The following is a 15,229-nucleotide window of genomic DNA, read 5'->3' on the forward strand; positions in this document are numbered from 1 at the left end:
CTACCCGTTCAACGCCCGGAAGATGTCGTCCGCCAGCGACGGCCCCATCTCGTCCACCAGATTCGGTGCCACGTCCGGGCCCGGCCTGACCGGTGCCGGTTCCACCGGTGCCTGCACCGGCCCCGGTTCCACCGGCGGAACCGGCACGACCGGGGGAACCGGCTCCTGCTCCTGTGCGGCCCAGGCCCTGAGGTCGGCGAGCGTGACGGTGCCCCCGTGCTCGGTCCGCTCCTCGATGAATCCGATCACCTTCCGCAGCACCTCGGCCCGCAGCGGCGCCTGGGGCGGCCACTGGAGCAGTTCCCGCACCAGGCGGGCCGCGGCGGTCGAGGAGCCGCCGGCCAGCTCGACCAACCGGTGGGTCGCACGGATGTGCTGGAGCCCCTCCTCGGTCGTGCTCGTGAACGCCCCGTCGTAGGCCGTCCGCCCGACCCGGAAGGTCCCCAGGAGCTGGTCCATCTGGGGCTGCGTCAAGTCGCCCTGGCGGCTCGGATTTCCGTCCTCCCGCCTCGCCCCCGGAGTCTCCAGGGCCAGGTGGATCTCGCGCAGCGCCGTCGGACTCTCGGCGAAGCGCAGCTCGCCACCCTGCTGGTCCCTGCTGAAGGTGGGGTAGGTGTCGCCCGGCGCGTTCCGCTCGACCGTCTGCGCCAGCGGAATGTCGACCGTGAACGGGACGACCCCCTTCTCGGTGACGCGTTCGCGCTTCCCGTCGAAGAACGTCACCTCGATCTCGGCGGCCCCGGCGTAGCGGGCCATCGGGGTCGGGAACTTGCCGTTCGAGATCACCTGGCCCGTGTCGCCCAGCATGCCGCCGTCGCGCCACACCCGCTGGGCTCCGCCGGTGATGCCCGGGGAGTTGGTGGTGTCGCCGGGGATCTTGACGCCGGCCTGGCCCTGGATGCCCGCCTGCTTCGCGGACAGCTCGGTCAGCACGGAGCCGAAGGAGGTCCCGTTCGACGGGCTGAGCTCGACGGCCTTGTCGTTCTCCCGGTGCCGCAGCTCGACGAGCTTCACCCGGACCTCCACGCCCTTGTCCTGGCCCAGCAGCCACCGCCCCGGGGTCGCCGTGGCGATCTCCATGCCCTGGCTCGCGGTACCGAACAGCGCCGAGAGATGGCTGTGCGAGGTGATGTTGCCGACCAGGTGGCCGATCCGGCGCCACGTCCCCGCGCCGAAGTACTTCCGCCCGCGCAGCCGCACCAGGTCCTGAACGCCTCCGACATCGCCGAGCCAGCGCAGCACATCGGTGTCGCGCAGCCCGGTCGTCCAGACCCGCTCCGGCGGGACCGGGACGGTGACCGACGCCGGAGGCTCGGCCGGCAGGGTCCGGGTCGGCTTGATCCCCGTGTTGGGCGCGGCGCCCTCCCTCGGCGGGGGCACCGGCCGGGTCTCACTCGACTCGACGATGGTCTCGAAGCCGATCCGCGCGGTGCGCATCATGCTCACGGAGGCCCCGAACAGCGGCCGCCGGGTGATCTCGAACTGCAGCTCCGCCTCGCCCTCGAAGGCGCTTCCCGCCACCTTGGCCTTGGTGGCGGAACCGGCCGCGTTGCTCCGGCTCAGGAGGTCCATGTGGTCCTTGCCCCAGCCGAAGTTGCCCGCCAGCCCGACCGTCACCGGGACGAACCCCGCCACCGGGACGGTGCCCACCACCCCGGCGGTGACGTTGTGGCCCTGGCCGGCGCCGAAGTTGGTGACGCCGTCGGAGCTGGCGAAGGTGCGCTGCACCTGGGTACCGGCGTTGAACTCGGTGACCCCGGACTCGCCCAGGTGGACCATCCGGTCGCCGAGCACGGCGCTGACGCGCACGGTGGTCCGCCCGTGCCGCACGACGATCTCGTCACCGGCCGTCATGGCCTTGAGCCTGGCCTGCAGCTTGTCCGGGGTGAGCTCCTCCACCAGCTTGCGCCGGAGGCCGTCCCAGTCGCTCTTGAAGGGATTGTTCCCCGACTGCTCCGGCCCCTGCGTCGTCGCCGGCTTCCGGTCCGGACGCGGCCAGGGCTTCGACTCCAGCTGGTCCAGGATCGACTCGCCCAGCGCGTGCTTGGGCTTGGGCTGCTTCCCGGCCGGCTGCTCGACCGCTTCTGCGCCGGGCGCCCGGGCGGGCTCGCGGGCGGCGAAGACATCGGCGACGATCGCCGAGGAGTCCAGCCGGCGGCCGTCCAGGAAGCCCGAGGGCTGCTTCTCGGTGGTCCGCTCCGTCGCCGCGTGCATGGGTTCCGCGTCACGCAGCGGTACGGCCACCCGCGCGGTCGCCGTCACCTGGTCGGAGTACGAGCCGTCGTGCACGTTCAGCCACTTGTACCTGACCTCGACGTCGTAGTTCGCCTTGACGTCGAAGATCGCGGCCGCCTCGGTGTGCTTGCCCCGGTTCGAGACCGATCCGACGGTGTCCGTGGCATCGCCGTAGGTACGGTCCAGCCGGTAGGTGTAACCGCCGGTGACATCGATGAACTTGGACTTGAACTTGCCCAGGATCCCGCCCTGGTGGCGGTTGAGGCGGTCGCGCGCGTAGCCCTGGCCGCTCGACGTCTGGGTGCCGGACTCGAACTCGTACTTGCCCGCCGTGGACTGGTACGTGGCGTCTCCCAGCTTGGCCGTGACGGTGATCTCGGCGCTCCACAGCCGGCCGGCGACGGTCTCGGTGATCTTCCCGCCCCGGGTGAGCTGGGAGAGCTGGGTCCGGAGCGCGACCCGGTCGAAGGTCTCGCCGATCCGCTGCTTCACCTCGTCGGACGGCTCCCCGTACTTGGACCGCACGGCCTCCTCGATGGTGGTGCGCACCTTGCCCGCGTCAGTCAGACCGTGGACGACGTAGGAGGCGTTCAGCTGGTGGTCCTCCCGCATCCGGCGCGGCGCCCGGTACCGGTCGCTCTGGTCCTCGCTCCGGTGCGAGCTGGTCGAGTTCTCCGCGACGTGGCCGTTGCTCCCCCGGCTGCTGCCGCTCGCACTGCTGATCGTCCCGCCGTCGCCGGCATCGATGTCGATCGGCTTGGGCCCGTCGAAGACGGTCTGCGTGGCGGACGTCCCCTCGTCGAGCGTATCCCGGGACTCCAGGCCCACCTCGACGTGCACGGGTGCCGAGACGTCGGGCTCGTCGCCGACCTTGCCCAGGTGGATGTCCACCCTCAGCTCGGCACGGTAGATGGTCTGCCCCGCCGGGTACTTGCCGTTGGCGTACACCCGGTCGGCCTCACGGCCGCGCCAGGCGAAGCGGTCCCGCTGCTGGCTGCTGCCGGTGAGGACGCCCTCGCCGCCCAGCGCCTCCCTCGCGCCGCTGCCACCGAGCTGCCCCTGGGCCGCGAAGGTGCGCGCGCGCAGCCGGCGCTCGGCGGCGAACGTGCTCGTCTCGTTCACCGGGTTGAGCTCGGCGCCGCCGTCCTCCCGCACCAGGGTCATCCTCTCGACCCTCGCGAAGGCGGTGACCACGATGCCGTCCTTGCCGTGCAGCTTCAGCTCCAGCGGCTCGCCCCGGGTCATCGCGGTGAGCCTGGACGCCAGCTTCGGCTGGCTGAGCAGGTGCATGACCTCCTCCCTGGCCGCCTTCCACCCGTCCGAGAACTTCGCCGCACCCGCCTTGTCCACCGCCTGACGCAGCTCGGTGGTGCTCTCCAGGTCACGCAGGACGACGGACTCGCCCAGTCCGTACTGGACGGGCTGGTCGGTGTCCGTCCCGGTCCTGCTCGCCCCGTCCTTTTCGGTCTTGGGGGGCCAGACGCTGTCCGGCGGCCTGACGACCTTGAACGTCGGCGGCGCTTCGACCTGCTGGGACCCGTCGGCCGAATCCGGCACCGGCTCCGGCGTCTTGGTGTCCGCCTTCTCGACGAGGATCCGGACGTTGGCGTCGCCCGCCGCATACCGCGTGGTCATGTCCTTGAAGGTCAGCTGGAACTCGACGCTGCCGTCGTAGATCACGCCGTCCACCTTGGACTTGCTGGTGAGCTGGGACACCCGACTCTGTCCCGAGACCTCGACGGACTCCGATCCCAGCCGCCCGGTGGCACCGGCGCCGGCCACGGGACCGTCGAGCTTCGGGCCGAAGGTGGGCACGATCGGCAGCTGGCCCGCGTGGCCACGGTTCTTCAGACTGCTGCGCACCTGCTGGACGGTGGTACCGATGTTGAACTCGGTGTCCTTGGTGGCGCCGATCTGATGCAGGCCGCCGACCCTGGCGGTGATCTCGGCCGCGGCGATCGTCCGGCCCTTGCGGTCGGTCAGCACGACCGTGACCGGTTCGCCCGCCGTCATGCTCTTCAAGTCCCGCTGGAGACGGGCGAAGTCGACCTCGGCCAGGATCTTCCGCCGCAGCTCGGGCCAGTGGGCGGCGGCCTCCTTCCGAGCCGCCTCCTCCTGTTCCAGCCTCCTGGCCGCGACCTCCGCCGACTCCGGCTGCGCCCCCTCCGCGGGCTCCTGCCGGGACTCCTCCAGCGGCTTCAGCAGCGACTGCTCCACCTGGTCCAGCAGCACCGCCACCGGCCGCCTGCCCTTGCGCTCACCCCGGGGCGAGAGGTCGAGCACGATGTCCTGGCCGCCGACGCGACCGTCCCGGAGACGCTGCGGAGGTATCTGCTCCGGCGTGCCCGGCGCCATCGGAGTGCGCACCGGGACGGCCACGGTCACACCGACCTCCACGTTCTCCCTGGTGTGGCCCTCCTCGCTGCGCACCGTGGCACCCTCGTGCCGGAGCTTGCCGTAGTCGACCTCCAGGCTGATCTTCGTGTCGAACACGTCGGCGGGTGCGGAGGTCTTCGAACGCGCCACCATCCCCCCGCTGTCCAGACTGACCTCGCCGTGGCCGCGGTCGTGGTAGTAGCCGGCGAGCTCGGCCAGGTCGCCGGTGCTGTTCGAATGCTTCGCCTGGAGACCGACGTTGTACTGCCAGCGCACGTCACCACGCGTCCCGGTCATGACCGACCGGTCGGAACCGTTCTCGACCTCGATCTTCTCCGTGCGCAGGAACGTCGACTTCTCGACCGCGGCGCGCAGCGCGATGCTCCCGCTCCAGCCGTTGCCCTCGAAGGGAGCCACCCAGACCTCACCCCGGGAGAGCGCGGCGAGCATCGGGCGCAGCGTCGCCGGACCGAAGTAGGCGTCGGCGAAGGTCCGGGCGGCCGCCTCGTCACCCTTCATGATCCGCTTGATCACGGCGATGACCTTGGTCCGCACCCCCGCCTCGTTGTCGGTCAGACCGATCAGGAGGTCCCCGCCCGCGATGTGCCCGCCCTTGGCGGGGCCCACCGGCACCGGGGGCTCCGCCGGCTCCTGGAGCGGCAACGGCTCCTCGACGATCTCCTTCGGCAGGTCAGCTTGGTTCTCGGCCGACTCGTTGCGGTTCTCGGCCGACTCCTGGTGGTTGTCGGCCGACTCCTCGTGGTTCTGGTCCGTCGGCCGGTTCTCCGACGACATGTCACCCTGGCGGGAGTCGCTCTCGTCCAGGTCGGACCGCTCGGACCGCTCGGACCGCGAGCCGTCCCAGTTCGACCACTCCTCGTTCGAGTCGTGGGCCTCGGACTGGTCGTCCCGCTTCGATCCCTCCGACTCCTCGGAGTGCTCCGACGCGTTGCGCCTAGGCACCTCCGACTGCTTCGACCCCTCCGACTCGGGCACCCGGGGCTCCCGGGGGACGGACGTACTGGCGTCGTAGCGGCTGCCGTCGCGCTGGTAGACCGACACGACCTCGCCGTCCCTCGGCCCGAGCTCCGCGACCAGCTCCGGTCCACCGGCGCCGTCCCGCATCACCTGGAGCCGGATCCTGAGCGCGTGCGCCAGCACGGCCGGCAGCACGGCCGCGTCCGGGCCGGCCGCCGTGACCGCCCAGTCGTCGACCATGTCCCTCAGCCGGTTCAGGGCGACCCTCTGCTGCAGTCCGGGGCTCAGATCCGACCAGCGGCCGATGTCGACCAGGTCCCTGATCTGACGCGGCAGCTCCCGGTCCTCGGTGTGCACGTACTCCGCGACGGCCTCCCGCACGAGCGTCGCCAACCGGTCCGGAAGCAGCTGTGCCGGCGCGTAGCCGAGGATGCGCCGAACCATCTGCGGCGCGGTGCCCGCGACCGATTCCAGAAGGCTGAGACTGTCCTCGCCAGTGACCGGCACCGGCGCCAGGACCTCTGACGGGAGCCGCTCCTGCTCCTCGGCGAGCTTGCGCGCCGCGTCCTGCTCCTCCGCGAGCCTGCGGGAGGCCTCCTGCTCCTCCACAAGCCTACGCGCGGCCTCCTGCTCCTCGGCGAGCTTGCGGGCAGCCTCCCGCTCCTCAGCCAGCTTCCGCGCGGCCTCCTGCTCCTCGGCGAGCTTGCGGGCAGCCTCCCGCTCCTCAGCCAGCTTCCGCGCGGCCTCCTGCTCCTCAGCGAGCTTGAGCGCAGCCGCCTCCTCCTCAGCCAGCTTCCGCGCAGCCGCCTCCTCCTCAGCCAGCTTCCGCGCAGCCGCCTCCTCCTCAGCCAGCTTCCGCGCGGCCTCCTGCTCCTCAGCGAGCTTGAGCGCAGCCGCCTCCTCCTCGGCCAGCTTCCGTGCAGCCTCCTGCTCCTCGGCGAGCCTGCGAGCCGCCGACGAGTCGGGCTTCGGCTGCGACGACTCCCCTCCCGAGGTCCGCTCCACGACCACGGGCGGCTCGATCGGCTCGCTGCCGTCGTAGTGCCACCTGCGGCCGTCGTAGTAGACCGCGACCCGTCGCCCGTCCGCCGGCCCGTACCCGTCGAAGTTGCGGACGCCGTCGTGGTTCATCACCCGGAGGCTGAGGCCCAGCGCATGGGCGAGCGCCGGCGCGAGCATCTCTCCCGCCGCCGACGACCATCGGGCTCGCCAGTTCTGGATGGTTTGGAGCAGCGCCTCTCGCTCGTGGGGCAACCCCGGCGCGGAGGAATCGGTGATGAACTGCGCGACGATGGGCTCCAACTCCCGGCGGGTCATCCCCCTGAACGCGCTCCGGTCCTCGGCCGGGACGTAGGCGAGCAGTTGGTCCACGCTCAACTCGTGCAGCCTGCCGAGCTGCTGCCAGCGAAGAGCCCGCACGACCTCTCGCGGGAGCTGCGCCGGGTCCATCCGCCGGTAGTGGTCCTCGACATGACGCCGCATGCTCCCGATCGGGTCGGTGGACCACTGCGCGACCAGGTCGGGCGCGCTCACGGCGACCGCGCGCAGCAGGCAGAGACCGTCGCCCGCCACCTCCACCCGGGGGCCGACCGGTTCGAACTCCTCGACGGCGTCGGGCCGATGGCTCGACGACGGGGCGCCGTCCGCCCCCTCCAGGCCCATGGTGTGCTGCAGGACGGGGTGCGTGGTCGCGGCGCCCTCCTGCGTCACGGGCCTGGCCCAGAAGTCGGTGATCAGCCCGTTCTGCTGGCGGATGAACACCCGGTGGGTCGGGAACTCGTGTCCGATGACCGTCCGCAGCTCCGCGCCGGGTGTCTGGAGCCTCGTCCGGGCGAGCTGGTTCTGCGCGTTCTCCAGCAGGTGGAAGGCGATGCTCCGACGGTGCGGCGCCGACCAGGTGTCGGGCATTCCCCGGCCCGCGTCGGCGGCGAGGTGGGGCATGGCCGCGTCCACCTTCGGCGTGTAGTGCGCCGTCATGTCGGTGAGGGCTCGCGGCCGGTCGCCCGTCCCGGGCTCTCCCGGCGCCCGCAGCGGAGGCGTCGGCGGGGTCGTGGGAGGCACCGGGTGCTCCTGGCCGGGGTTCGGGTCCGCCAGCCGGCGGATGAATCCGGGGAGGTCGCCGTTGGCCATCGCCCGGACGTCGGGCAGCAGGATGTCGAGCGCCCTCCCGAGGGCGATGTCGCGGATCGCGCCCGCCTGCCGAGGGTCCGCCTGACGGGCCTGGTGGTCCCCCGCCGCGAGCATGCCGACGGCGTCGTGGCCGGTGGTGCGCAGGGCCTGCGCCGGGTCGGTGGTGAAGTTCAGCCTCAGCCGGACCAGCGACGGCCCGGCGCTGCGGCCGAGGTACTCGTCCACCCGGCGCTGCAGGTCGGCCCGGGCGGGGGCCGAGTCCCCGGCGCCGAGGTGGACGTTGAGCGCGAGTTCGACGCCGACCTGGTTGCTGTCGAAGCGCACCTGACGGACCGCCGCGGGCACCCCCGGGGCGAGCTGCCCCGCCCGGGGCCGGGACTCGGCGACCACGTCGCCGACGCTCCACCGCTGGTGCGGTTGGACGGTGGTCGGGCGGTGCGTGAGGTGGTGGCCGTCCAGGGTGATCCCCTCGATCTGGACACCGTCGGCCATGCCGAACCAGCGCTCGGGCCGGACACCGGGCGGGGTCCTCAGGGACGCGTTCGCGTACGCGTGCGCCACGGCCTGCTCGACCCTGGCGGGCGTCCAGGTCGCGGGGTACAGCGTGTGTGCCTGCCAGTCGGCGCGCCGGTGCCAGGACTCCGGGAACCTGGCCTCCGGGGAGTCCGGGTGGACCTTGGGGTCGAGGAACCAGACCGAGGACCGGTAGGTGCCGTTGTCGTTCACCTTCCACGGTTCGTCGACGCGCACGCCGTGGAACCGGGCGGCCACCGGGTTCCGCTGGTGGTGCACGCCGTCGAGCTGCTGACGGTCGCCGTAGCGGACGTGGTCCTCGGTCGACTGGCCGAACGCGCTCTCGGTGCGGCGCCACGGCAGGTGCGCGGGCATCTCCAGCCCGTCCTGCCAGGTCGAGGGACGGAACGAGACGATCTCCCCGCCCCGCACCTCGCCCTCGATCCGCACTCCGGCGTACTCGCCCAGGAAGTGGTAGCTCACCTCGCCCGACCGCTCGATGCCCACCGTCCGGCGAACACTCAGCGGGTGCTCACCGGCCCGCGGACCGTCGAGCAGCCCGGCGCCCGCCGCGGGGACGACCGGCGCGACATCGCCCGCCCGCCGGGCGGCGAGGTGCGCCTGCTCGGCCGCGTACACGGCCTGCTCCGTCGTCCAGTGCTTCGGGAACATCGTCCGGGTCGTCCGGCCGGGCCGGAGCTCGTGGATGTCGCCGGCGACCGCGCCGCTGTGCGTCACCCGCTGACTGGTCTCGGCCCCCACCTCGAAGGTGCCGTTGGGCTTCAACGACCCCATCACCTCGGTCGGCCGGGGCCGGCCCGAACGCACCGACGGGTACAGGTGGCCGCCCTCGCCCTCCCGGTTGCCGCGCAGCGCGGTCTCGATGACCTCGCCGCGCAGGGTGACCCGCTTCGGCAGCCCGTCGGGCGTGAAACCCGCCTCGGGCCTGCCGAGCACCCGGTCGATCCCGGTGCCCAGCTGCCGCAGGTTGCGCGGCTGCAGGACCTGGTCGGTCGCGAGGGCCGGCGGCCCCCAGTAGCGGTTGTCGTTGTCGAGGTCGAGGCGGCCGTCGGGCATCAGGATCTGGGAGGTCATCATGCCGCCGTCCGTGTACTGGGCGCGGCGCCCGCCGGGCTTCGCCTCGCGGTACTCGTCGGGGAGCCCGAGGTGGTGGCCGAGTTCGTGCGCGAGGACGAACGCCGGAGTGCCCAGGTGCCAGCCCTGGTGGTGCTCGCGAATCGCCTCGGGGTGGATCACGACGGTCTGGGCACGCGGCCCGGGGCTGTCGACGAGGACGGCGCGGATCCGCAGCAGATCGCCGTTGGGCAGCCGCTGACCGAGGTTGTACGCCTGGTCGACGCCTTCCGTCATCCGCGCCTTCATCGCGTCCAGTGCCGCCTGGATCTCCGGGATCCGAAGGTCCAGCTTGCTGGTGTTCAGGTGGAGCCGGACCGTCAGGACCGTCTCGCGGTCCCCTCCGGGCAGGTCGCGCCGGTGGACCTCGAAGCGCTGGCCGCGGCGTTCCTCCATCCCTCGGACGAAGGCGTCCGTCGGCGGCCGCACCGTTGCCAGCGGTTCCCCCAACTGCTCGTCGGCAAGGACCCGTCGGGCGAGCGGCTCGCCCCAGAAGTCGGTGATCCGGCCGTTCTCGGTGCGCACGTTCATCCGGACGTCGCCGAAGCTGCCGCGGTGCACCACGGGAGCCGGGGGTCCACCGGCCGGGGCCTCGTGGGCCGGCGCGCCGTCGCGGTGCGTCACGATCCAGTGGGCGGCGTACCGCTTCACGTCGTCCGGCCACGTCGCGGGCAGGCGGCGGCCGGCGCCCTCGGCGAGGACCGGGGCGAACCGCTGCGCGATGTCCCCGGCCTCCCCGTGCACCCAGCCGCCGGCCGGTGTGGCGTCACCCGGGCCGCCGGCCGACGACCGCTGCGCCACGGCCATCAGTCGCGCTCCCGGTGGCAACGGCGCCACGCCATCGGTGAATTCGCGCACCAGAACGTCCAGCCCGGAGACGCGCACCGCGTCCCCGAGTTCCGGGAAGAGCTCGTCGAAGGAGTTGATGGTCTCGTGGGCGTCGACCTGCGGCGCGTCCACGGATTCGGCGACGAAGTTCAGCCGCATCCGCACCAGACCGGAGGCGCCCGGCACTCGCGGGGCGTCGCGGAGGTGGGCGTCGACGAGCTGCTGCAGGTGCTCCTGCATCCGCGTGACCTGCTGGGCGTTCGCCTCTCCGGGCATCAGCTGGATGTCGATGACGAGCTCCACACCCTCCTGGCCGCTGTCGAACAGCACCCGTTGGACGTCGACCCGCATGCCGTAGTCCTCGCCCTGATCCCGGTGGACCTCGCCGCGGAGGGCGACGTGGTTCTCCGACCAGGCGGGGTGGGGAGCGTGCGGCTGGTCCAGGGTCGGGCTGTGGAAGAGCACCCGGCCGTTCACGGCGATGCCCTCGATCCGCACACCGCCCGCCTCGCCCACCCAGCGCAGGATCTCGCCGGTCCCCAGTGGTTGGAGGTGGCGGCCCAGCGGTGTCTCGACCCAGTGCAGGGTGCCGGGGGTCTCGCGGTCGGCGTAGATCCTGTTGGCGAAGGCCTCCTGGACCCGCTGGTCGGTCATCTGCGCCGTCCAGTGCAGCGGGTAGTACACCTCCTTGCCCGGCGCGTCGGCCGCGCGGCGCAGGTTCCAGGGCAGGATCGCCTCCACCGATCCGGGTGTGACCCCCGCGACCGGCGACCAGTCGTGGACGCGCACGACGCCGTTGTGGTCCACCGTGTGGTTCGCGGCCGGCCAGGCACTGGGCCGCACCGGCTCGGGCGGCGCGCCGCCCGGGGTGCGCTGGTGCCAGAGCCCACCGGCGGGCTGCCCGATCGCTGCGGGTGGCAGGGCGGCCGCGTCCGCGGACCCCGCCCCCGCGGCCGAGGCGGTGTGAAGGAGCCTCGGTTCGGCGTCGGGCTCCAGGAGCACCTGGGTGTCCGGGTGGGCGTCCTCGCCCCCGAGCGACCGGCCGACCGGCTGGTCGACCGGTCGCTCGGAGGTCGGCCCCAGGTCGGGGTCGGGGCGTGCCTCGGTCACCGGCGTGGGCTCGTCCCCGGTGTGCGACGGGGTGTGCGACCGGGTGTGGAGCGGCGCTGCCGGTCCCGCCTGCCGCCCGACCGCGGGAGTCGGCTCGGCCCAGTAGTCGGTGATCAGCCCGTCCTGCTGACGGACGTTCACCACCAGCGACGTGAAGCGCTGCCGGACGACCTCGGGCAGCTCCTGGTTCGCCGCCCGGTGCGACGCCTGAGCGCTCTCCAGGACGCTGTACGCGAGGTGCCTGCGGTCGACGTCCGCCCAGGCGGTGGGCATGCCCCGGCCCGCTGTGGGGTCGACGCCGGCCAGGTGTGCCGCGACCTGCACCTCGTAGTGCGACGTCATCCCGTCGGTCCGCGGTCGCGGGCCCGTTCCGGGCTCACCCGGCGGGCGCAGCGGGGGCGGCGAGGCCTGCGGGGGCACCCACTGCGTGGGTTCGTCCGGGTGTGCCTCTCCCAGCCGGTGGATGTACCCCGCGAGGTCGTGGCCCGCCAGTGCCGTGGCATCGGGCACCACGGTGTCCAGAATGTCCCGCAGGCCGTCCTCGCGGGCCTGACGGGCCCCGTCGGCGTCGCCGGCGTCGTCGGCGTACCGGGCCCGGACCTCCGCCTGCCGGTGCAGCTCCACGATGTCGTCCGCGTAACGGGGGTGCGCCTGCGCCGGGTCGTCGGTGAACTCCAGCCGCAGCCGGACCAGCGGGGCCTCGAAGTCCTGACGGAGGTACTCGTCCAGCTCGTCCTGCAACCGGGCCCGGAACTCCTCCACGTCCACGCCCCGTTCGAGGGCGATGTCCGGGTGGACCGGGACCGTGAGCTCGACGCCCGGCTGGCCGCTGTCGAAGACCACGTGGCGGACGCCCGCCGTGAGGTGGTGACCCGGTGCGAGCTGGACCTCCTGCTCGCCGGACCGCAGGGCCACGTCGTCGGCGCTCCAGCGCTCGTGCGGCTGAACGGTGCTCGGCCGGTGCGCGAGGTGCTGACCGTCCCGGACGATCCCCTCGATCCAGACGTCGTGGGCCTGGCCCACCCAGTACTCCGTCCGGGCGTCCAGCATCTGCACCTGGTCCGGCCGCCGGTTCCGGTAGGCGAGTTCCACCACGTTCTCGACCTGGGCGGGCGTCCAGCGCTTGGGGTAGAACGTCTGGGCGGGCCCGTCCTGCCGCGCGTGCCAGGTGGACGTGAACCAGGACTCCGGGGAGTCCGGGTGCACCTTGGGGTCCAGGTACCACACGACGGCCCGGTAGGTGTCGTTGTGGTTCACCTTCGACGGCTGCTCGACGTTCACGCCGTGGAACCTCGCGGCGAGGACGTCGCCCTCGTGGTGGACCCCTTCGAGGGTCTGGCGGTTGCCGTAGCGCACCAGGTCCTCGGTGGCCTGGGTGAACGCCGCGTCCACGGGACGCCACGGCAGGTACCCGGGCGTCTCCAGCCCCTCCTGCCGGTCCGACGGACGGAACGAGACGATCTGGCCGCCCCGCACCTCGCCCTCGATCCGCACCCCCGCGTACTCGCCGACCCAGCGGTAGGTCACGTCCGGCGGCTGCTCGTTCGTACTGCTCGGCGCCGTCGCCCGGCTCCACTCGATCGTCCCGGCGCGCCGGGCGTGCAGATGGGCCTGCTCGGCCGCGTACACGGCCTGCTCCGACGTCCAGTTCTTCGGGAACATCATCCGCCTGGCCCGGCCGCGGCCGGACTCGACGTCGCCGGCCGAGGGGTCGCTGTGCGTCACCCGCCGGGGGGTCGGCTCCAGGACCTCGAACGTGCCGTTGCGGTTCACCGGCCCGGGCACGCGCTCCGGTCCGGGCCGGTCCGAACCGACCCGCGGGAACAGATGACCGCCCTGCCCGTCCGAATCGCCGAACAGCGCGCGGTGGATGACGTCGCCCCGGAGCTCGACGCTGGTCGGAAGGCCCTCGGCCGTGAACTCGACGCGATCCTGCCGGCCGCCGGCCCGGAAGCCGGGCGAGGGCTCGCCGAGGACGTGGCCGATGGCCGAACCCAGCTGGCGCAGGTTGCGCGGCTGCAGGGGCCGCTCGGCGACCTTGAACTCCCCGCCCGCGTAGTGGTCCTGGTCCAGCTGGAACCGGCCGCGGGCGTCGATGCCGTCGGATCCCATCAGCCCGCCGTCGGGGTACAGCGCGCGCCGCCCCGTGTCGCGCCGTGCTTCCCGGTACTCGTCGGGGAGCCCGAGGTGGTGGCCGAGTTCGTGGGCGAGGACGTGCGCCTCGATGCCGAGGCTCCAGCGCCGGTGGCTCTCGCGCCCGCGAGCGGCGTCGATCATGACGGTCTGGGCGCGCGGCCCCGGGGTTTCGAGGAGTTCCGTCCGGACCCTCAGCAGATCGCCGTTGGGCAGCCGCTGGCCGAGGTTGTAGGCCTGGTCGACGCCCTGCACCATCCGTTCCTTCAGCGCGTCCAGCGCGCGCCGCGTCACCGGCTGCTGCAGGTCCAGGTCCCGGGTGTCCAGGTGGAGCCGTACCGTCAGGACGGTCTCGCGGTCCCCGCCGGGCAGCTCGACCCGGTGGACCTCGAACCGCTGGACCGCCTGCGCCCCGATCCCCCGCCTGCGGGCGTCCGCGGGCGGCCCCACCGTGGCGAGCGGCTCCCCCAGGTCGGGCAGGGTCCGCTGGCTCCGCGCCTGCGGCTCACCCCAGAAGTCGGTGATCAGCCCGCCCTCGACCAGCACGTTGACCCGCAGGCCGCCGAACGTGCCGCGGTGGAGGGTCGGAGCCGGCTCCCCGTAGCCGGTGCTCGTCGTCCCGTCGGTGCCGGGCGTCGTGACGATGGCGGCCTCGTGCGCGGCCCTGCCCCCCTCGCTGTTCGCCCTGACCCAGTGCGCGGCGTACCGCTTGGCCTCGACGGTCCAGCTGTCGGGCAGACCGCGCCCCGCCGTCCCGGGAACGGACGGGTGGAACTCGGCCCCGATGTCCCCCGCCTGCCCGTGCACCCAGCCGGCGGGCCCCGGCGCGTCGCCCGCCCCGAGGTGATCCGGCGTGGTGGCGCCGTGGGACAGGAACGCCGTCACGTCGGCCCGGTCCAGTGCCGGTGCGTCGAGCTCGAAGCCCTGGCGCAGGTCCGCGAGACCCGACCCGTGCACCTCGTCCACGAAGTCCGGCAGCAGCTCCCGGAGCGACTGCGGCTCCTGGTCGCCGACCCGGAACAGGCCTTCCTCAGGCACCGGGACGAACTCCAGGCGCAGCCTGACCAGACCGGCCTCGGGCGTCGTGTTCTCCGCGATGAAGCGGTCGGCCAGATCCTGCAGGTGCCGCTGCGTCGCGGCGACCTGCTCGTCGCCCGCACCCGCAGGACGCTCCAGCCGGATCTCGGCGGCGACCTCGATGCCCACCTGACCGCTGTCGAACAGCACCCGCCTGAGCCGCATCGGCGTACCGAACGGGTCGTCGAACAGCAGCGCCTGCTCGCCGAGGTGGGCCACGTGGCGGCCCTCGGGCCAGGACGGGTACGGCTGGCGCAGGGTCGGGCTGTGCAACAGGACCACGCCGTCCAGGGCGATGCCCTCGATCCGCACCCCGCCCGCCTCGCCCACCCAGTAGTGGGCGACGGCGCCGTCGGGCATCGGCATGAGCGTCCGGCCCTTCGGCGTGTCGACCCAGAACAGCGCGGACTCCGACACCTGTTCGCGGTGGACGGGGTTGGCGAAGGCCTCCCGGACGTGCTGCGCGGTGATCTCCGGCGTCCAGTCCCGGGGGTAGTACGCGCCGATGCCCGGAGCGTCCGCCGGCCGGCGCAGGTTCCACGGGAACGCCGCCTCCGGTGACCCCGGTTCGACCCCGTCGACCGGCGTCCACTCGTGGAGGCGGACCACGCCGTTGTGGTCCACCGCGTGCTCGGTCGCCGGCCACGCGCCGGGCCGCGCCGGTTCGAAAGGCGTGCCGTCGGCCAGGAACCGCTGCCAGACCCCGCCGGCCTCG

1 protein-coding gene (only partly in view) is annotated in these 15,229 nt (G+C 72.9%); it reads right to left on the reverse strand.

The genetic code is table 11. The features are described from left to right. A protein-coding gene (locus ACFVYI_RS36665) for an EndoU domain-containing protein (protein WP_387893661.1) crosses the window boundary here: on the reverse strand, positions 1 to 15,229 show its 3' end. 20,723 nt of this gene lie beyond the right edge of the window; only the last 15,229 of its 35,952 coding nucleotides appear in the window; its start codon lies beyond the right edge, outside the window — the gene reads right to left on this strand; it ends in the stop codon at positions 1 to 3.

Origin of the sequence: Kitasatospora sp. NPDC058218, assembly GCF_042882445.1 — a bacterium.
Classification (GTDB): domain Bacteria; phylum Actinomycetota; class Actinomycetes; order Streptomycetales; family Streptomycetaceae; genus Kitasatospora.